An 18,797-nucleotide genomic window follows, 5' to 3' on the forward strand; every position below is an offset into this window, starting at 1 on the left:
GGCCAAATTGCGTGGCCTTCGACAGGCTCAGGCTGAGCGGAGAAGGTAAGGGGCGCGCGCCAGATCAGCTTGCGATGCGCAGTTCGCTTCCAGCCCGGTCCTTGCGGACGGGCCGGTCCAGCAGGTCGCCGAAGCTCAGCGGCTCGGCGATCAGGCTCGGGTGCGGCGAATAGCCGTCGTGCCACCGCTTGGCCGAGATGGTCTCGCGTGCGATGCTCATGCTGAACAGCCGCCGGGGCTCAGCCGAACGGTTGTCGGGGCCTGCGTGCAGCATGTCGCTCTGGTAGAGGATCACCGTGCCCTTGCGCGGCGCGGTGGAAACGAGCCGGAACTCGCCGTCGTGTTCGGCGCGCTGGCGGACCAGCTTCAGCAACCGGCCTGGACTCAGCATGCGCAGGCTGAACTGCGAATTCTTGCCGAGCAAGAAGCGCAGCAGATTGGGCTGGTGCTCGTCCCAGATGCGCGAGAACACCCGGTCGCCAAACTCGCCCGGCGCGAGCGGCGCGTCATTGTTGCGGCCCATGGCCCACAGCTTGGCCAGATTGTGCCGCAGGATGCGCCAGTTGCACGCGAGGCGGAACAGCTCCATCCGCTCCAGCGCCGCATCGTCATGCTTGGGCGCGGTGCCATCGAACAGTTGCGTGCCGGGGACGAAAACCGTCCCGCCCTGCTGCTCGGACACGTCCTCCACCGCCGCAAACAGGCTGATCACGCCGCTGGGGTCGCGATGGATATACTGGTGCGACGAGCCGCGATAGCTGGTGAGCGTGGTGACTTCGAGCAGCGGATGGGAGCGGTGGCAATAATGCGACAGCACGGCTTCCAGCCGCTGCGCGAGCGTCGCGACCAGATCCGCCACCGGCGGCGTGGAGGGCAGCGAACAGAAATCGCGGCGGACATAGCGATTGTCGGTCTCGCTCGCAAAGGCGCAGCGCTGGCGGTCGGGATCGTCGATGGTCTCGCGGATCAGCGCGAGCCCGGTTGCGGCTTCCGCGTCGGATAAAAGATTGGTGAGCATGACGAGGCCATGCGCCTCCATCCGCACCAGGGCTGCGGCCGCGCAAGCCGCCGTGAGCCGGCCCTGCGCGTCGAGTTCCGCAGGCAGCTCGAACGCGGATGTGTCGGTGGAGGTGTCGAGGTCCTTCATGCCCTTGCGCCCTGAATATGATGACTTCCTTCGCCCGGCCAATTGCTGACCATGATGGGCGAGAGTTTCGCTTCATGGCAGAGAATTTTCTAGAACGGGTTAATCGGGGACACGAGGCCTAGCCAGTGCAGGCCGAGGAGCACAAGTCCTGAGCGGCAGGCCATCACCATGTCCGCTCAGTCTGAGCAGCGGGCGCAAGCCCGCGACCGTCGAAGGCCCCGCGCATATGTAGGCCATCTAACGGGGCCTTCGACAAGCTCAGGCTGAGCGGAGGGGGGGAGGCGCTAACCTGTCTCGAACTTGTGCCGCGAAGCCTCCTGACTCCGCCGACGCCCGCCATCACCCCGCAACGGGGCGTGCCATCCACTCCAGCAGCGCCGCGTTGACCGCATCGGGCTTTTCCATCGGGGCCATATGGCCTGCGCCGCCAAAGACCACCATCGTCGCGCCTACGATCGCTTCGGCGATGGGGACGTGCTGGTCGGGCGGGCTCCACAGGTCGAGTTCGCCGACGCCGACCAGCGCCGGGCAGGCGATCTGCGACAGCAGCGGGGCAGCGTCGGGGCGGTTGATCAGCGCGGTGATCTGCTGGCGGTGGATCGCGGGCGTCATCCGCTCGATCATCGCATAGAGCGTCGCGCGCAGCGCCGGGTCGGCATCGAGCAGGCCGGGCCGCACCATCGGCGGAAGCCACGCATCGGCGAGCGCGGTCATGCCCTGGCCTGCGCTGATGTCGAGCATCGCTTGGCGCTTGGGCAATTCCTCCGGTGGCGCGGGATGTACGCCGGTGTCGAGCAGGCCGATCCGCTCGACCTTTTCCGGTGCCAGGCGGAATACCTCGAGCGTCACGCGTCCGCCCATCGAATGGCCGATGATCGAAAAGCGCTCGGGCGCGCCCTCCAGGATGTGCGCGGCCATGCCCTGCAGCGAATCGTGCCGGGTGAGGTCGGGAACGATGACCTCGTACAGCGGCGACAAGGCGGCGATCTGGTCCGTCCAGACATCCGCATCGCACAACAGGCCGGGGACGAGAATGACGGTTTCGCGCGTGATCATAAGCTCAGCCCATTACATCGGGCAGGGGCTTTCCGTCCACGATCCTGGGCGCCGCCTCGATCAGCACGAAGGCGATGCGGCAATTTTCGCTCGCGGAAGGGTTGCGCCACAGATGGATGGTGCCGCGCTGGACGATGATGTCGCCCGCGCGCGCGGTCGTCACCGCGCCATCGTCCAGCTCCAGTTCGACCGCGCCCGACAGCACGATGCCGTAATCGATGCTGCTCGACCGGTGGAAGGGCGAAACCCCGCCGGGCAGCATGTCGACGATGCGGATCACCGATCCCTGGTGCAGCGTCAGCCCGGCATCGCGGCTGCGCCCGTCGCTATCATCGTTATTGTCTGCAGGCACGCTCGCCGTGGTCCAGATCAGGCTGAAGGCGGCATCGCCCGAGGGGATCGGGGTGACCGGCAGCAGGTCGTCGGCGGTGAACACCGCGCGCCCGGCCGCGTCATGGCCAGTGACGATGCGGCGCACGGGGGGAGAGCCGGTCATCCCTTGATCACCTTCTGGTCGATCGCGCCGAACAGCAGCCCGCCGTCGCGCAGCCGCGCTTCCATGCGCACGGTGTCGCCGAAATGCATGAAGCTGGTGCGCGGTTTGCCCTCGTCGAGCATCTCGATGCCGCGCCGCTCGGCGATGCAGGCTGAACCGATCTCGCGGAAGTTGCTGTTCGAGACCGTGCCCGATCCGATGATCGTGCCTGCGCAGAGCGAGCGCGTGCTCGCGGCATGTGCGACCAGTTCGTGAAAGCCGAACTCCATCGCGCCGCCCTCGGCATTGCCGAACCTTGTCCCGTTCCAATCGACGGTGAGCGGCAGATGGACGCGGCCCTCACTCCACGCATCGCCCAGCGCATCGGGGGTGACGGCAAAGGGCGCGACCGAACAGGCGGGCTTGGCCTGGACCCAGCCGAAACCGGTCTTCATCTCGATGGGTGCCAGCGCGCGCAGGGACCAGTCGTTGATCTGCACCAGCAGCTTGATGTGCGACAGTGCCTGTTCGGCCGTGACGCCCATCGGCACGAAATCGGTGATGACGCCGAATTCGCCCTCGAAATCGATGCCGTCCTCCTCGCGCGGCAGCGGCACATCGGCAGTGGCGGATAGGAACTGGTGCGACAGGCCCTGATACATCAGCGGGCGTCCCGGCGGCGGGGGTTCTGTGCCGAACAGCGTCTCCATCAGCTCGCCATGGCTGCGATAGGCCGAGCCGTCGAGCCATTGCCAGGCGCGGGGTAGCGGGGCCGCGAAGGCGAGGCCATCGGTGCTGTCGCCTTCGCCCGCATCGAGCCGCGCGGCCAGCATGCGCAGCGCCGGTTCGGACGTTTCCCAGCTCTCGATCGCCGCCTGGAGCGTGGCAATCGCGGCGGGCAGATGGCGGCTGCCATCGGCGCTGACGACGACGAGTGCGCCGTCGGCCGTGCCGTTCTCGATGGTGGCGAGTTTCATGCGGGCGTCCTTTCCAAGAATTACAGATCGGCGAGCGCGTGGGCGACCAGATCGGCAAGCGTGCCGTCATGCGCAAGGCCGAGCGCATCGGCGGCGGGGGTGGAGAGCGGCGGCTGCGCGCCGAAGGCGGCTTCGATCGCCGGATCGGGGTCATAGGTCGCAAGAGCGGCATCGGCCCCGGTCTGGCGCGCGACCTCGGCGACCAGATCGCCCATGTGGATGCGGAGCGCGGGCAGGTTCAGACGGGCGCTGTCGGGGTCCTCGGCCAAGTCGAGCGCGGTGACGAGCTGCGCCACCAGCGCCCGGCGCGAGAGCAGCCAGCAGGTCGCATCGGCGGAGACGGGCAGGGTGATCGGCTCCCCGGCCTTCAGCGCGTGGAACAGGTTGCTGAGAAAGGCCGATTTCATCCCCGAAGGCGCGAGCCGGCGCGCGATGATGCCGGGCAGGCGCAAGGAAAGCCCGCGCACCGCGCCGCGCCGGGTGAGCGTCGCGATCCATTCCTCGATCATCGCCTTGTGCGCGCCATAGCGGAGCATCGGGCTGACCGGGGTCGCGTCATCGACATGTGGCGGCAGCGGGTCGCCAAACACCGCGATGCTGCTGGCGAACAGCAGGCGCGGGGCGTTGCCGTGCGCGGCGGCGGCATCGATCAGCGCCATCGGCGCGGCGACATTGATCTTTGCGGCAAGTGCCGGATCGGCCTCTGCTGCGCCGCCGGGAATGGTCGCGAGATGGATGATCGCGGCGAGCGGTTCGGCGGTGAGTGCGGCGACAAGCGCCGGATCGTCAATCTCGCCGGGCATCGCCGTGACGCCTGGCATCGTAAGGTCGTCCAGCCCCGCCCGGTCGGTCGCGACGATCGACCGCGTGCCCGCCAGCGCGCGCACCAAAGCCTGGCCGACAAAGCCTCCCGCGCCGGTGATCAGGATGCGCTCAGCTGCCATCGGTCACCGATGTGCCGCCATCGACGGCGATCTGCTGACCGGTGATGAAGCGGCTGGCGTCCGAGGCGAGGAACAGCGCGGTCGAGGCGATATCCTCGACCTCACCGACGCGGCGCAGCGGTGTCATCTGCAGCCGCCGTGCCATGAAATCCGCGTTGGCGATGAGCGGTTCGGAGAGTGGCGTGCGGATCAGCCCCGGCGCGATCGCGTTGACGCGCACGCCCTTCGGCCCCCATTGCACCGCCAGGTTGCGCGCAAGCTGCGCAACGCCCGCCTTGGCCAACGCATAGGCGTTGATGCTGCCATTGCCGCGCAGCGCGGACAGGCTCGACATCAGGATGGCGCTGCCGCTGCCGCGCTCGGCCATGATCGGCAGGGCAAGCTGGGTCAGCGTGACCATCGAGCGCAGGTTGATCGCCATCACCCGGTCGAAATCTTCCAGCGCCCAGCTGCCGCCCTCGCCGGTGATCCCGGCATTGCACACGAGGATGTCGAGCCGGCCAAAGGCCGCTATCGTGCCATCGACGAGACCAGTAATCGCCGCGCCATCGGTCACGTCGCAGGCGATGCCGCGCACCCGATAGCCCTGGCCCGCGAGCACGGTTTCGGTCTCGGCGACATCGCCCGCGTCTTCGCTCGACACGACGACATTCGCGCCCATCTCGGCGAACAGCTGCGCGATGCCCAGCCCGATGCCGCGCGTCGATCCGGTGACGATGGCCGTGCGGCCGGCAAGATCGAACGCGCCCCCTTGCATCGATCAGTCTTCGATGATCGCCACCGCGCGCGTCCATCCGGCAGAGGCTCCGCGAATCTTGTGCGGGAAGCAGCTCACCGTGAAGCCGTGCGAGGGCAGGGCTTCGAGGTTGTGCAGCTTTTCGAGATGGCAATAGCCGATGTCGCGCCCGGCCTTGTGGCCTTCCCAGATCAGCGAGGTGTCGCCGGTCTCCGCCACCTTCTTCGCGGTATGGCTGAACGGCGCGTCCCAGCTCCAGGCGTCGGTGCCGGTGACGCGGATGCCGCGTTCGAGCAGATACATGGTCGCCTCGTAGCCCATGCCGCAGCCGATATTGACGAATTCGGGATTGCCGACGGCGCCCCCTGCGGCGGTGTTGACCAGCACGATCTCGAACGGCTGCAATTCGTGGCCGATGCGCTTCAGTTCGGCCTCGACATCGGCGGCGGTGACCACATAGCCGTCGGGAAAATGCCGGAAATCGAGCTTCACGCCGGGGTTGAAGCACCATTCGAGCGGCACCTCGTCGATGGTGATCGCGCGTTGACCGCCGTCCATCGTCGGGTGGAAATGCCACGGTGCGTCGAGATGCGTGCCGTTATGCGTGGTCAGCGTCACCCATTCCGCCGCCGCAAAGCCCGCGCCATCGGGGGTCTGTTCCTGCGTGACGCCGGGGAAGAAATGGCCCAGCTCGGCCACGGTATCGGCATGCTGCTGATAGGTGATCTTCGGCCGCATGAACGGCGGATCGGTAATGACGTCGTTTTCGAGGAAGATCGAAAGGTCAACAAAGGTGCGGGCCATGGATTATCCTTTGGAAAGCAGGGCGTGAAGCGCGACGGGCGTGACGATCAGCCCGATCAGGCCACCATAGCCGATCTTGAGCGCCAGCGCTCCCGTCCAGGGTAGCGCGGTAGTTCCGGCGAACCACAGTCCTGCGGTGACGAATGCAGCGAGCGCCAGCGCCGCCACCGCGAGCAGCAGCGCGCGCCTGGCAATGGCGAGCGGCGAAAGAGGTGTGCCGGGCAGATCTCCGGCAATGATCTTCGCGCGGGTCTGCAGGCAAGGCATCAACGCCGCCATGAACCCTGCGGCCAGCGTCTGCGGCACGAAATCGAGTGCCAGACTCGATGTGCCGAACACCGGAACGTCCACCGCCAAGCCGAACACCAGCAGAAAGAACGCTGCGCTGATCGCCATCGAGATGACGATCGAGATCAGCGTGCTTGTTCGCAGATGTGCGGCAGACGCAGTCATCCATCGACCCAGTTATAGGCGAGCGGCACCTCGCGGAACGCAAAGCGGTCGATATGGCGTTCAAGCGCGCCCTTCAGCCCGTCGCGCTGGCCCTCGGCGCTGGCGTTGATCGTGCAGACGAGAGTGCCTTCTTCGGCATCGAGCGTGACCAGCGCATCGGCGGGCCAGTCCGCCCCGCGCGCATCCTTGGCAAAGGTGATCTCTCCATGCGTCTTGTCGAAGTTCACGGGCAGATTGTGCTCCCAGTGCTTGCAGACCTGTTGCAGGTATTTGCTGGCACTGGCGGTGGGGATGCGCGCGGTGGCGGTGAAGCTCATGGATTGGCCTTTCCGGTGATGTCGCCGCCCAGGGTGTCGGCGAACCAGTCGGCGATATAGTCGCAGCCATAGGACATGTTGTCAGCCCCGACATGCTCGACCCCGCCTTCGCGCGGCGTAAAGATCTTGAGCTCGCGTTTGGGCGAGTTGGTCAGCTGCTCATAGCTCTGGTGCGCATAATCGACGCTGATCTGGCGGTCCTCAGCGCCATGGGTGACCAGGAACGGCACCTTGATCCGCTCCATCACGCCATCGAGCGTCATGTCCTTCGACTTTTCGTGGAAATCGTCCATGTCCTTGGCACCGAACACCCAGAGCACATGGGCCCAGTAGTGTGGCACGGGGTTCTCGCCCTCGCGGCGCAGGCGCTTCTGCTGCACCTCGGCCCAGTTGTGGTTCGCACCCCAGACTGCGCCGCTGGCGAAGCGCGGCTCGAACGCGACCGCGCGCGGCGCGAAATGGCCGCCGAGCGAGATGCCGGTCATGCCGATGCGCTTGGGATCGACATCGCTCTGCTTCTCGAGCCAGTCGACCGCGGGCGAGGCCCATTTTTCTGAATGCGGGGTGGCGGGCAGGTTGCTGATGCGCAGCGCCTCGCCGGTACCCGGCATTTCGACGCACAGCGTCGAAATGCCACGCGCGGCTAGTGCCTGGGGCAGGTTCGACCAGTAGAGCAGCTCTTTCGAGCTATCGAGGCCATTGCAATAGACCACGACCGGCTTGGGGCCATCGCCCGGCGCGCGGACATAGAGCGCGGGATATTCGCTGCCCTCATAGGGGATCATCACGCGTTCGACCGGGTGGTTGCCGAGCTTCATCGCGCGCGCAAACGTGTCCTGCGCCAGCGCGAAGGTCGCGACGCGCGCGGGGTTGCCATGGCCCTGCATGCGTTCGCCGACCAGCAGGTAGAGCGCGGCGCGCTCCAGCTTCTTGGAAGCCGAGAGCGTACGGCCGCGCGCCTCGTCCTCGGCGGCGAGTCCGATCAGCTTCTCGCCCATCGCCACCCATTGTTGCAGGAACGCGCCGGTGCCGGCATCCTCGCCATTGGCTGCCGCATCGCGGATCGGCTTGCACATGTCGATGATCTCGCCGATCTTGCCGCCGCTTTCCAGCGCGATCGAGACCGACAGGTTCCAGACATAATTGGGGAAATATTCGAACAGGGCCATAAGGTCAGACTCCGGCAGGCTGGAAAAGGCCTGCGTCGGGCGCAGGATGCGGCATGGTCTGCGGTCCGCCGACGCCGATGCCCCACTGGTCCATGACCATCGGGGCAGGGGTGTGCACCTTGGCTTCCCAGCTGGCGTCGTCGACTTCCTCCAGGTCTGCGGTATATTCGACCGCAAAGCCTGCGGGCGTGGTGAAATAGCTGAAGGTGTTGTTGCCCGCAGTGTGGCGGCCGGGGCCCCAGCGGATATCGGTGCCTTGCTGCTTGAGGCGGTGGATGCCGCGCATCATATCGTCGACGCCCAGCATGTCATAGGCGACATGGTTGAGGCAGGCGGGTCCGGGCAGCAGGGCAATGCGGTGGTGCCACTGGTTGCAGCGCAGGAAGCACATGAAGTCGCCCAGCCAATCGCTGACCTTGAAGCCGAGCACGTCGGTGAAGAAGCGGACCATTTCCTTGTGATCGGGCGAGTGCAGCACGATATGACTGATCTTCTGCGGAATGCCTTCCCAGCGGGTCAGCTCGCGCGCAGTGCCGCGGGCGACATCGCTCGAAATCTCGAATGGCAGGCCGTCCTTGCTGAAGAAGCGGAAGCCATAGCCGCCGCCCAGCGTGTCGAGCTGCTTGGGCGCGAACACGATCTGGCAGCCATAGTCGGCGACCTTGGCATGCAGCGCATCGACATCCTCGCGGCTATCTGCGGCAAGGGTGATGATGTCGATCCGCTGCGTGTCCGATTGCCGCAGGCGCACGACATAGAGCTCGTCATTGCCCTCGGCGGCAAAGTGCAGCATGCCGTCCTTCTCGCCGGCTTCTTTCAGGCCCCAGACGTCGCGATAGAATGCGGCCTCGGCGGCCAGATCGGTGACGGCATAGCCGACATGGCGAATTTCGCTGACACGTGCCATAATGGTAACTCCTTGATTGTATTGGAAAGGGGCGAGCGTCAGATCGGCTCTGCCACCTTCATGAACATTTCCTGCGTGGCCTTGGCATTATCGACCAGCGGCCCCTTGCCGATCTGGCCGAAGCAGATCGCGCGCGAGGATTCGACGATATAGCGGCAGCGTTCGAAGCGGCGGTCGCGATAGGCGGTGAGCGCGGTGTCGAGCGTGTCGGCCTTGACCAGCTCGTCGGCCAGCACCAGCGCATCCTCGATCGCCATCCCTGCGCCCTGGCCGAGATGCGGTGTGGTCGCGTGCACTGCATCGCCCAGCAGCACGACCCGGCCCTTGTGCCACGCGCCTTCAAGGAACATCCATTCGAGCGGCTTGTAGACCACCTCGTCATCCTCGGTGATCTGGCCGACCAGCGCCTGGATCGCGGGCGAAGGCACGCCGGCGATCTTGGAGCGCATTGTGCTCGCCAGATCTTCCTTGGCGTACCAGGGATTGCCCGGCTCGGGCGTGGTGACGTACATGTACATCAGCTCGTCCGAGAGCGGGACAAGGCCGATGCCGGTCTGGCCTTCATAGGCCTGCAAGCCGATGACATCGGGGGTGCGCTTGAAATTGTAGCGCCACACCGACTGGCCGGTGAATTCGGGCTTGGGCGCATCGGGGAAGATCATCCCGCGCGTCTGCGAATAGAGCCCGTCGGCGCCAATCACGAGATCGAAGATACCGCTCGATCCATCGCTGAAGGTGACCGCTACACCCTCGCCATCATCCACCAAGGTGCTGATGGTGATGCCAAGGCGAATGTCCGCGCCCGCCTCTTTCGCACGGTCGCCCAGCACCTTGTGCAGCGCCCGCCTGCCGATGCCGACATTGCCCGGATAGCCTTCGACCAGACGCGGGGTCGGAATGTCCGCCACGCACACGCCCGTCGGGATATAGACCTGGACCCGGTCGAAGCCGAAGCCCGCACTGATATAATCGTCGATCAGACCGAGCTCGGTCATCGCGCGGACGACATTGCCCTGCTGGATGATGCCGACGCCATAGACCGACCAGTCAGGATCGCGCTCGATCACCTCGACTTCATACCCCTTGCGGCACAATGCGATGGCGGAGGTCAGTCCGCCGATCCCGCCGCCCACGATCAAGATTCGCATGTCCTTCATGCCGATACGCCTCTCCCCGCCCGGCATTGCGTCGCCGGGCCTGTTCATCCCGGCCTAGATAAGGGGAGAGCCGTAAATCTGTAAATCTTATTGTATTTATGCCTAGGTATCAGATTTGTGAATGATTGCCTCAATCGAGCTTGCTGTCGCGGCGCAGTTCGCCGCGCAGCCAGGCCAGCCCTTCATCGGCGCTGCGGGCATGGTTGAACTGCATCATCTCGCGCATCGCCGGGAACTCGAAGGGAATGGGCGCGATGGCCAGTGGGAACATCCGTGCCATCACGCGCGCGAGTCGTTCGTGCATCAATGCGAGCCGATTGGTCTCGATGATCAGCCAGGGCACGACCGTGAACGACGAGGCGGTCATTTCCATCCGGCGGAAATGGCCGAGCTTGTCCATGATGCTGTCGGCAAAGGCGCTGGTGCGCTGGTTGCCCATCTGGATGCCGACATGGCCGGCGCGCAGCACATCCTCGAGAGTCACCTCGCCGGCAAAGACGGGATTGCCCTTCCACCCGACAATGACATGGCGCTCTTCGAACAGCAGTTCGGCGGGCTGGCCGGGGTTGATGAACTCCTCGGGCGTGATCAGCAGGTCGAATGCCCCTTGCGCGATCAGGTCCGCGCTGCCGTCCGATGGCAGAACAGCTTCCAGCCGGATGCCGGGCGCGACATGCGACAGGCGGCGCGAGAGCGGCGCGATGACCGCTGCGGTGATATAGTCCGATGCGATGAGCCGGAACACGCGTTGCGAGGTGGCAGGGTCGAAGCTGGTCGAGGTGGTGATCAGCGCGTCGATGCGGCGCAGCGTGTCCTGCACCATCGGTACCAGCGATTCGGCATAGGGGGTGGGGAACATGCGCTTGCCCTGCAGCACCAGCAGATCGTCGCCGAAATAGTCGCGCAGCCGCCCCAGCGCCGCGCTCATCGCAGGCTGGCTGAGGTTGAGCTGTTCGGCCGCGCGCGAAACGCTGCGCGTCTCCATCAGCACGCTGAAGGCGACGAGCAGATTGAGATCGAGACCCTTGAAGCGCATGGCTTGAACCTATCAGTGTGATTGCTGGATTATCATTAAAACAAAAGATTTCACCTATGGCTAGCATTTCCCGTAAACATCGCGCCGATACAGCGGGTGCCCATGCAGGCATCGCGCGCATTTGGGGAGATAGATGATGAAGGCATTCCTGCTGGCCACTACCGTGCTTGGCGCACTGAGCGTTCCCGCCACCGCCATTGCACAGGATGCCACCGCCTCCGAGCAATCCGAAGCCACCGAAGACCAGGGTCTGGGCGAAATCGTCGTGACCGCGCAGCGCCGCGAGGAAAGCCTGCAGCGCGCTGCCGTCGCCGTGACCGCAGTGGGCGGCGAGGATCTGGTCAATGCGGGAATTACCGAAACCGCCAATCTCGGCCGTCTGGTCCCCTCGCTGGTCGTCCAGCCGACCGGCGGCACCACCAGCTTCTTCCTGCGCGGCGTCGGCACCAATTCGCAAAACTCGTTCGCGGAAAATGCGGTCGCGTTCAACTTCAACGGCATCTATGTCGGCCGCCCGACAGCGCCGGCAGGCGTGTTCTACGATCTCGAACGCGTCGAGGTGGTCAAGGGTCCGCAAGGCACGCTCTACGGCCGCAACGCCACCGGCGGCGCGATCAACGTGATCCCCAAAAGGCCGGTGCTGGGCACGTTCGGCGGCGAGGGATTCTTCGAATATGGCAATTACGACAGCAAGAAGTCGGTCGTCGCGCTGAACATTCCGATTGGCGACACGGTCGCGCTGCGCCTCGCGGGCCAGGTGGTCGATCGTGACGGCTATATCTCGGACGGCTATGACGACGACAAGGGTGAGGCCTTTCGCGCGTCGCTGCTGATCGAACCGTCGGATCGCTGGTCGATGCTGCTGGTCGCGGATTACTACAATCAGGGCGGCAAGGGCGCGGGCGCGGTGCTGCTGCCCGAGACTCGCTACACGGTCCCCGCGCTGGAAGACCGCGTGAGCATCTCCGATCCCAGGGCACGGGCCGCCATCCGCCAACTCGCGTCCGGCATCTTCGCGCCGCCGTTCTGCGGAGGCCCGGGCAATTTCGTCAACAGCGGCTGCGTTGCGCTGCCCGGCACCGACGGTTTCCTCGACAACGAATTTATCGGCGTCAGCGCCACGATCACCGGTGATATGGGCTTCGGCACGCTGACCTTCATTCCGGCCTATCGCCGATCGGACGTGAACGTGCTCACCTATCTGCCGGGCTTTGCCGGAACGATCCGCGACGTTGCCGAGCAGAGCTCGCTCGAAGTCCGCCTCGCATCTAACGAGGACCAGCGGCTGCGCTATGTCGTCGGCCTGTTCTATTTCGGCGAAAACCAGGAAACCGAGAATTTCTTCCGCCAGGGCAATATCTCGACCACGCGCTTCACCCCGCGTCTGAGCACCGAGAGCGTCGCCGCGTTCGGGCAGCTGACCTTCGACATAACCGACACGCTGCGCCTCGTCGCCGGTGGCCGCTACACCAAGGAAGACAAGAAGCAGCTGACCTCGGTCGCTGCCGGCGGTCTGCCCGGTCCGATCAATCCGCCGCTCAGCGCGCCGTTCACCGGCGACCTGTCGTTCGAGAAATTCACCTGGAAGGCGGGTCTCGAATGGGATGCCGGACCGCAGTCGCTGGTCTATGCCAATGCCGCGACCGGCTTCAAGTCGGGCGGGTTCTTTGTCGCACAGCCGCCGAACAACACCTTCGCGCCGGAGAACCTCACCGCGTTCACCGTGGGTGCGAAGAACCGCTTCTTCGACAACAAGCTGCAGCTCAACATCGAGGCCTTCTACTGGGACTACAAGGACCAGCAGATTACCTTTGTCGGCGGCGTGCGCGCCGCGGGCGGAATCTTCGCGCAGGGTTCGACCACGGTCAACGCGGGCAAGTCGCGCATCTATGGTGCCGAGTTCGAAGCCCGGTTCGCGCCGAGCCGCAACGACCTGTTCAGCCTCAACGTCCAGTATCTCAACGGCAAGTACGACCGGCTGACCACGGCAAACTTCTCGCCCACCGGCGCGCCGGTGACCACGGGATGCACGACGCTGGGCAGCCGTCTTGCCAATCCGGGCGTCAACGCCGCGCGCTTCTTCGATATCGACTGTTCGGGCCGCCCGACGGTCAACTCGCCCAAATGGGCGCTGAACCTGGGCTATGAGCGCACGTTCGAGCTGACCGGCGACCTCAACCTCATCCTTGGCGCGCGCGGCAATATCGAGAGCAGCCGCTTCATGAACTCGAACTTCCGTCCGGAAGAGCGTCAGGGCAGCTTCGCAATGGCCGATGCCTATGCGACCTTGGAAGATCGCGGCGGCTGGAACATCACCGCGTTCATCAACAATATCACTGACGAGGAAGTGCTGGCACGCGCGGGCACCCGCCCGATCCTCGACTTCCCGGTGGCGACGCTGCGTCCGCCACGGACCTATGGCGTGCGCGTCGGGTTCAATTTCTGATGGCAAGGGGCGCCATCGGGCCGGTGCTGGCGGCGTGTCTGCTCGCCGCACCGGTTCTGGCTCAGCCTGGTCCGGCTGCTGACGGGTTCATCACCCTGGGCACGATGGGCGGGCCGGTGCCGTCGCCCGACCGGTCGCAGCCCGCCAATGCGCTGGTCCATCAGGACAAGGTCTATCTGGTCGATGCGGGGGACGGCACGGTGCAGCAGCTTGCGCGTGCCGGCATCCTGCTGCCGAGGGTGCGCGCGGTGTTCCTCAGCCATTTGCATGCTGATCATACCGGCGGGCTTTCCGCCGTGCTGGCGCTGCGCAACCAGACCAACCAGCGCGATTCGATCACCGTCTACGGCCCGCCGGGCACGCGCGAGCTGGTCGCGGGCATGGTCGCCTCGATGCAGCCCGCCGCGCGCGTCGGTTATGGCATTCCCGGCCAGCCCTGGGCACCGCCCGCCGATACGGTGCGGGTGATCGAGCTGGCCGATGGTGAACGGCTGACCGTGGATGGCTTCACCGTCACCGCCGCGCAGAATTCGCATTACGACTTCGCGCCGGGAAGCATCGAGGACCGCAACTACAAATCCTTCAGCTTCCGTTTCGATCTGGGCGCGCGGTCGATCGTCTATACCGGCGACACCGGACCCAGCCCGGCGGTGGAGAAGCTGGCCAAAGGCGCCGACCTGCTGGTCAGCGAGATGATCGATATGGGCGGCACCATGGCCAATGTCGCACGCAACTCGCCCGACATGCCGCCCCAGGCGAAGCAGCAGCTCGAGCAGCACCTGTCCTCACACCATCTGACCCCCGATGCCGTGGGGCAACTCGCCTCGCGCGCCGGCGTGAAGGCGCTGGTCATCACCCATTTTGCCGCAGGCACGCCCGACCCTGCACGCACCAAGGGCTATATCGCCGAGATTGCGACGCGCTACAGCGGCCCGGTGACGCTCGCCAGCGATCTCGACCGCTTCTAGTCCGCCCAGTAGAGCCGCATCGGATTGGCGACGAGCAGCTTGTGCTGCAGCTCTGCCGTGGGCGCGATTTCGGGGATGGTGTCGACCAGATGCCCGTCATCGGGCAGCACCTTTTCCATGTTCGGGTGCGGCCAGTCGGTGCCCCAGAGCACCCGGTCGGGATAGGCCTCGACCAGCGGGCGCACCGCACGGACGAAATCGGCATAAGGCGGACCTGCGGCATCGAGCCGGTCGGCGCAGGTCACCTTGGTCCAGATGTCGTCGCGGCTGTCGAGCAGGCGGCGGAACGCGGTCATGTCCGGTCCGTCCGGTCCCTGGGTCACATCGGGGCGGCCCATATGGTCGATCACGATCGGCACCGGGATCGCGGCGAGAAAGGGCTGCAATTCCTCCAGAATGTCCGCCTCGAAATAGACCACGACATGCCAGCCGAGCCGCTCGATCCGCTGCGCGATATCGAGGAACTTGTCCTTGGGTGCATCGTCGACCAGCCTTTTCAGGAAGTTGAACCGCACGCCGCGAATACCGCCCGCGTGCAGCGCGTCGAGTTCGGCGTCGGAGATCGCCGGATCGACCACCGCGACGCCACGCGCGAGGCCGTTCGACCGGGCGATGCCGTGCAAAGTAGCGCTATTGTCCGTCCCGTGGCAGCTCGCCTGGACGATGACGTTGCGGGCAAAGCCCAGATGATCGCGCAGGGCGAACAATGCGTCTGGCCCGGCGTCCTGCGGCAGATATTTGGCCTTGGAGCTGAACGGGAACTCCGCCTGCGGCCCGAAGACATGGCAATGCGCATCGACCGCGCCCGGCGGCGGGGTGAAGCGCGGCTTGCTCGGCGCAAGGTTCCAGCTGCGGATGCGGCCATTGGCGTCGGTGGTGGTCATGCAGTCGATCCTGTTATTAGGGGCAGGTCGCCCTCACCCTTCCGGCGCTTCGCGCCTCCCTCCCTCTCCCACCGGGAGAGGGAAGGGGCCCGCGCCGTCAGGCTTGGGAAGGGTGAGGGCGAGTGGCGCATATTCACCCGAAAACCTCGCCATCCATCAGCTTGCGCGCGGTGCGCAGCATGCCCGCCTCGACCGGCTGGCCCTGCTCGTCCACGGTGACGACGCATTCGGTGACGCCGGTCGGATGCTCGACCCCCAGAGTCTTGGACGCGCCATCGGGAACTTTTGCCACCTTTGCGGCGGGCGATCCCTCGATCAGACAGGCGGTCGCGACGCTGACCGCGCCGAGCACGCCGATCGAGGCATGGACGCGGTGCGGGATCAGCGAGCGTACCGCGATCGCACCGCCTTCGCGCGGCGCCGCGACCAGCATCATCTTGGGCACCGACTTGGCCGATACATCGCCCAGGTTCATCAGCGGCCCGGCCCTCAGCCGGATCGCCTCGACCCTGGCTTTCATCGCGGCGTCAGCGTCGAGCGTATCGCGGTCCTCATAGCCGGTTATGCCCATGTCCTCGGCGGCGATGACGACGCAGGGCATGCCGTTGTCGATCATCGTCACCGCGACGCCATCGATCTCGTCGACGCCATGGCCCGTGGGCAGCAGCGCGCCGCAAGAGGAGCCTGCGGTATCGCGAAAGGCGAGGGGGATGGGTGCTGCGGTGCCGGGCACGCCGCTGATCGCCGCATCGCCTTCGTAGGTGACCGTGCCGCCGGGCGTCGCAATGCTGGCGACGGCGACCTGGCCGGTATTTTCCATGAAGATCGCGACGCGCGTTACATCGCCGGTCGGTTGGACCAGCCCGCGCTCGATGGCGAACGGGCCTATGCCAGCCAGGATGTTGCCGCAATTCTGCGCATCTGTGACGATCGCCTGATCGACGAACACCTGCAGGAACAGATAATCGACATCGACGCCCGGACGATCGGATTTGCTCACCACCGCGACCTTGCTGGTCAGCGGATCCGCGCCGCCCATGCCGTCGATCTGGCGCGGGTCAGGCGATCCCATGACGCGCAGCAGGAACGCATCGCGCTCGGCGCTATCGGCGGGAAGGTCGGATTTCAGGAAATAGCCGCCCTTGGACGTCCCTCCACGCATCCACATGCAGCGGGCGCTGTTCACATTCCCTCTCCCGCCGGGAGAGGGAGGGAGGCGCAAAGCGCCGGAAGGGTGAGGGCGATGTGGCCGGCCTCACCCTCACCCTTCCCACACGCCTGCGCCGCGTGGGCCCCTTCCCTCTCCCGAAGGGAGAGGGATCGTGACGCCAGCTCACACATATTTCAGGCCCATTTCGGCGAGGCGCGGCCGCATGTTGTAGATATCGAGGCCCAGTTCGCCCGCCGCGAGCCGCTGGCGCTTGGCCTCTTCGGCGGCTTCGCGCGCCTGCGCTTTCTCCAGCACGGCCGCAGCATCGGCGCGCTTGACCACACACACGCCATCGTCATCGGCGACGATCACATCACCCGGTTCGATCGCTGCACCCGCACAGACGATCGGCACATTGACGCTGCCCAGCGTGTTCTTGACCGTGCCTTGGGCGAACACCGCCTTGGACCAGACGGGAAAGCCCATCTGCGTCAGGTCACGCACGTCGCGCACGCCGGCATCAATCACCAGACCCCGGCAACCGCGCGCCATCGCGCTGGTCGCGAGCAGGTCGCCGAAATACCCGTCGACGCACGGGCTGGTGGGCGCGAGGACGAGGATGTCGCCGGGCTGCAACTGCTCGATCGCGACATGGATCATCCAGTTGTCGCCAGGAGGGGCCGAGATGGTGACCGCATTGCCCGCAATCCGCGCGCCGGAATAGATCGGCCGCATATGATGCGCCAGCAGGCCGGTCCGGCCCTGCGCCTCGTGCACCGTGGCGACGCCTGCGCTTGCAAGCCCATCCACCAGCACAAGATCGGTGCGTTCGATATTCTGGACGACAATTCCCATGGCGATGCTCCTTTGCTCCTGCCGTGGCCCCGCGCGCCTGTCTCATGCCAATCCAGATTATGGACGGGTAATAAGATTTTGCTATGTGTTGTGTCCATGATCCAGCCCTTCGATCTCAATTTGCGGCATCTGCGCGCGCTGGTCAGCGTCGTGTCCTTGCGCAGCCTCAACCGCGCGGCGGAGGCGGCGGGGCTGTCGCAACCGGCGCTGACCCAGGGCATGGCCAAGCTCGAGCGGCAATTGGGCGTGCTGCTGTTCGACCGGCATTCGGGCGGGGTCGAGCCGACCCTGGCGGGCGAGGCGCTCGCCGAGCGCGTCGAGCGGGCGTTCGTGCATCTGGCAGCGGCAGTGCGGCGGCAGGGCCGGGCAGGGACGCGCGGCTTTTCCCGCCCCGAGCAGCTGATGACGAGCACGCAGCTTCAGGCATTCCTGCATTTTGCGGATGCACAGGGGTTCGCAGGCGCCGCGCTGGCGAGCGGGCTGTCTCAGCCCGGCATCCACCGCGCGGTGCGCGAGCTCGAGCAGATCAGCGGTCAGATCCTCGCCGAGCGGCGCGGACGCGGCATGGCGCTGACCCCCGCAGGGCGGGCGATGGCGCGCGGCGTGCGCCTGGCGTCGGGCGAGCTCGCTGCCGGAATTGCCGAGGCTTTGGGGGAAGCGCATCCGGCGACCCGCATCGCGATCGGTGCGATGCCGCTCAGCCGCGCGCTCGTCGTACCACGCGCGATTGCGCGTTTTCTTGATGATTGCCCTGGCACGGTTGTCGACGTGATCGAGGGCTCTTGGCGTGAGCTGATCGATCCGCTGCTCGATGGCGTGATCGACCTCACCATCGGCGCGCTGCGCGAGACGCCGCCCGCCGATGTCGAACAGGTGCCGCTGTTCACCGATCGGCTCGCGGTGTTCGCGCGCAAGGGCCATCCGCTCGCCGGACGACGGGTCGAGCTCGCTGAACTGCAGGCGCAATCCTGGGTGGTGGGGCCGCAGGGCACGCCCCTGCGCGCGCACTGGCAGGCGCTGTTCGCGGGCGATCCGCCGCCGGTGCCGGTCGAATGCGGGTCGGTAATGGTGATCCGCGGCCTGATCATGCAGAGCGACCTGCTGACGCTGCTGTCGCCCGACCAGATTTCGGTCGAACTGGATGCTGAGATGCTGGTGCGGATCGATGTCGATCTGCCCGGCACCGTGCGTACCATCGGCCTCACCACGCGGCGTGGATGGCGGCCGACTCAGGCGCAGCAGCGGCTGATCGATCTGATCCATCTCGCATCGTATGAAACAAGACTTCACGAAAACCAATAAGCGGCAGCTCAATT

Annotated in this window: 19 protein-coding genes; 3 read left to right on the forward strand and 16 right to left on the reverse strand. The window is 65.7% G+C overall.

All coding sequences use genetic code 11. The features are described from left to right. Positions 1-64: 64 nt before the first annotated feature. The 13 genes from AX725_RS01945 to AX725_RS02005 form a co-directional block, all read right to left on the reverse strand. Complete coding sequence (locus tag AX725_RS01945; RefSeq protein WP_060978031.1) at positions 65-1,147, reverse strand: phytanoyl-CoA dioxygenase family protein; 1,083 nt, start codon at positions 1,145-1,147, stop codon at positions 65-67. 339 nt (positions 1,148-1,486) lie between these two features. Next, positions 1,487-2,203 carry an alpha/beta fold hydrolase gene (locus AX725_RS01950; protein ID WP_060978030.1) on the reverse strand — a complete coding sequence of 239 codons (717 nt, stop codon included), beginning with the start codon at positions 2,201-2,203 and terminating at the stop codon, positions 1,487-1,489. A 4-nt stretch (positions 2,204-2,207) separates the two neighbouring features. Continuing rightward, positions 2,208-2,699 carry a cupin domain-containing protein gene (locus tag AX725_RS01955; protein WP_060978029.1) on the reverse strand — a complete coding sequence of 164 codons (492 nt, stop codon included), beginning with the start codon at positions 2,697-2,699 and terminating at the stop codon, positions 2,208-2,210. After that, the gene (locus AX725_RS01960; RefSeq protein WP_060978028.1) at positions 2,696-3,655 is read right to left on the reverse strand and encodes a fumarylacetoacetate hydrolase family protein; all 960 of its coding nucleotides are present in this window, start codon (positions 3,653-3,655) and stop codon (positions 2,696-2,698) included. Before AX725_RS01960 ends, AX725_RS01955 begins: the two co-directional genes overlap by 4 nt. Before the next feature lie 20 nt (positions 3,656-3,675). Further along, the gene (locus AX725_RS01965; RefSeq protein ID WP_060978027.1) at positions 3,676-4,599 is read right to left on the reverse strand and encodes an NAD-dependent epimerase/dehydratase family protein; all 924 of its coding nucleotides are present in this window, start codon (positions 4,597-4,599) and stop codon (positions 3,676-3,678) included. Continuing rightward, positions 4,589-5,356, reverse strand: a complete 768-nt coding sequence (locus tag AX725_RS01970) for an SDR family NAD(P)-dependent oxidoreductase (protein ID WP_060978026.1) — start codon at positions 5,354-5,356, stop codon at positions 4,589-4,591. The genes AX725_RS01965 and AX725_RS01970 overlap by 11 nt, the downstream gene beginning before the upstream one ends. Before the next feature lie 3 nt (positions 5,357-5,359). After that, complete coding sequence (locus tag AX725_RS01975) at positions 5,360-6,139, reverse strand: cyclase family protein (RefSeq protein ID WP_060978025.1); 780 nt, start codon at positions 6,137-6,139, stop codon at positions 5,360-5,362. A 3-nt stretch (positions 6,140-6,142) separates the two neighbouring features. Continuing rightward, entirely contained in the window at positions 6,143-6,592 is a 450-nt protein-coding gene (locus AX725_RS01980) for a hypothetical protein (RefSeq protein ID WP_060978024.1), read from the reverse strand. Continuing rightward, positions 6,589-6,909 (reverse strand): DUF2218 domain-containing protein, encoded by a 321-nt coding sequence (locus AX725_RS01985; protein ID WP_060978023.1) that lies wholly within the window; start codon positions 6,907-6,909, stop codon positions 6,589-6,591. The genes AX725_RS01980 and AX725_RS01985 overlap by 4 nt, the downstream gene beginning before the upstream one ends. Next, positions 6,906-8,078, reverse strand: a complete 1,173-nt coding sequence (locus tag AX725_RS01990; RefSeq protein ID WP_066114859.1) for an alpha/beta hydrolase family protein — start codon at positions 8,076-8,078, stop codon at positions 6,906-6,908. The genes AX725_RS01985 and AX725_RS01990 overlap by 4 nt, the downstream gene beginning before the upstream one ends. Before the next feature lie 4 nt (positions 8,079-8,082). Further along, complete coding sequence (locus AX725_RS01995; protein WP_060978021.1) at positions 8,083-8,985, reverse strand: VOC family protein; 903 nt, start codon at positions 8,983-8,985, stop codon at positions 8,083-8,085. Between the two features lie 38 nt (positions 8,986-9,023). Next, entirely contained in the window at positions 9,024-10,142 is a 1,119-nt protein-coding gene (locus AX725_RS02000; RefSeq protein ID WP_060978045.1) for an FAD-dependent oxidoreductase, read from the reverse strand. A 130-nt stretch (positions 10,143-10,272) separates the two neighbouring features. Next, positions 10,273-11,178, reverse strand: coding sequence for a LysR family transcriptional regulator (locus AX725_RS02005; RefSeq protein ID WP_060978020.1), 906 nt, complete (start codon positions 11,176-11,178; stop codon positions 10,273-10,275). Between the two features lie 133 nt (positions 11,179-11,311). On the opposite strand from AX725_RS02005, the gene AX725_RS02010 reads away from it, so the two are divergent. Together AX725_RS02010 and AX725_RS02015 are read left to right on the forward strand one after the other, a co-directional pair. Further along, on the forward strand, positions 11,312-13,624 hold the full coding sequence (locus AX725_RS02010; RefSeq protein ID WP_208597896.1) for a TonB-dependent receptor: 2,313 nt from the start codon (positions 11,312-11,314) through the stop codon (positions 13,622-13,624). Continuing rightward, positions 13,624-14,592, forward strand: a complete 969-nt coding sequence (locus AX725_RS02015) for an MBL fold metallo-hydrolase (protein WP_060978019.1) — start codon at positions 13,624-13,626, stop codon at positions 14,590-14,592. The genes AX725_RS02010 and AX725_RS02015 overlap by 1 nt, the downstream gene beginning before the upstream one ends. On the opposite strand, the gene AX725_RS02020 is transcribed toward AX725_RS02015, so the two are convergent. The 3 genes from AX725_RS02020 to ligK all read right to left on the reverse strand — a co-directional run bounded on the left by AX725_RS02020 (position 14,589) and on the right by ligK (position 17,481). After that, positions 14,589-15,476 (reverse strand): amidohydrolase family protein, encoded by an 888-nt coding sequence (locus AX725_RS02020; protein ID WP_060978018.1) that lies wholly within the window; start codon positions 15,474-15,476, stop codon positions 14,589-14,591. The two genes, AX725_RS02015 and AX725_RS02020, sit on opposite strands and share 4 nt — an antisense overlap. Before the next feature lie 133 nt (positions 15,477-15,609). Next, the gene (locus AX725_RS02025; protein ID WP_060978017.1) at positions 15,610-16,644 is read right to left on the reverse strand and encodes a 4-oxalomesaconate tautomerase; all 1,035 of its coding nucleotides are present in this window, start codon (positions 16,642-16,644) and stop codon (positions 15,610-15,612) included. A gap of 165 nt (positions 16,645-16,809) precedes the next feature. Continuing rightward, positions 16,810-17,481 carry a 4-carboxy-4-hydroxy-2-oxoadipate aldolase/oxaloacetate decarboxylase gene (gene ligK, locus AX725_RS02030; RefSeq protein ID WP_060978016.1) on the reverse strand — a complete coding sequence of 224 codons (672 nt, stop codon included), beginning with the start codon at positions 17,479-17,481 and terminating at the stop codon, positions 16,810-16,812. A gap of 96 nt (positions 17,482-17,577) precedes the next feature. Between ligK and AX725_RS02035 the strand changes: the two genes are divergently transcribed. Next, positions 17,578-18,783, forward strand: coding sequence for a LysR family transcriptional regulator (locus AX725_RS02035; protein ID WP_060978015.1), 1,206 nt, complete (start codon positions 17,578-17,580; stop codon positions 18,781-18,783). Positions 18,784-18,797 lie beyond the last annotated feature (14 nt).

Source organism: Blastomonas sp. CCH9-A1 (genome assembly GCF_001557175.1).
GTDB classification, from domain to species: Bacteria; Pseudomonadota; Alphaproteobacteria; order Sphingomonadales; family Sphingomonadaceae; genus Blastomonas; species Blastomonas delafieldii_A.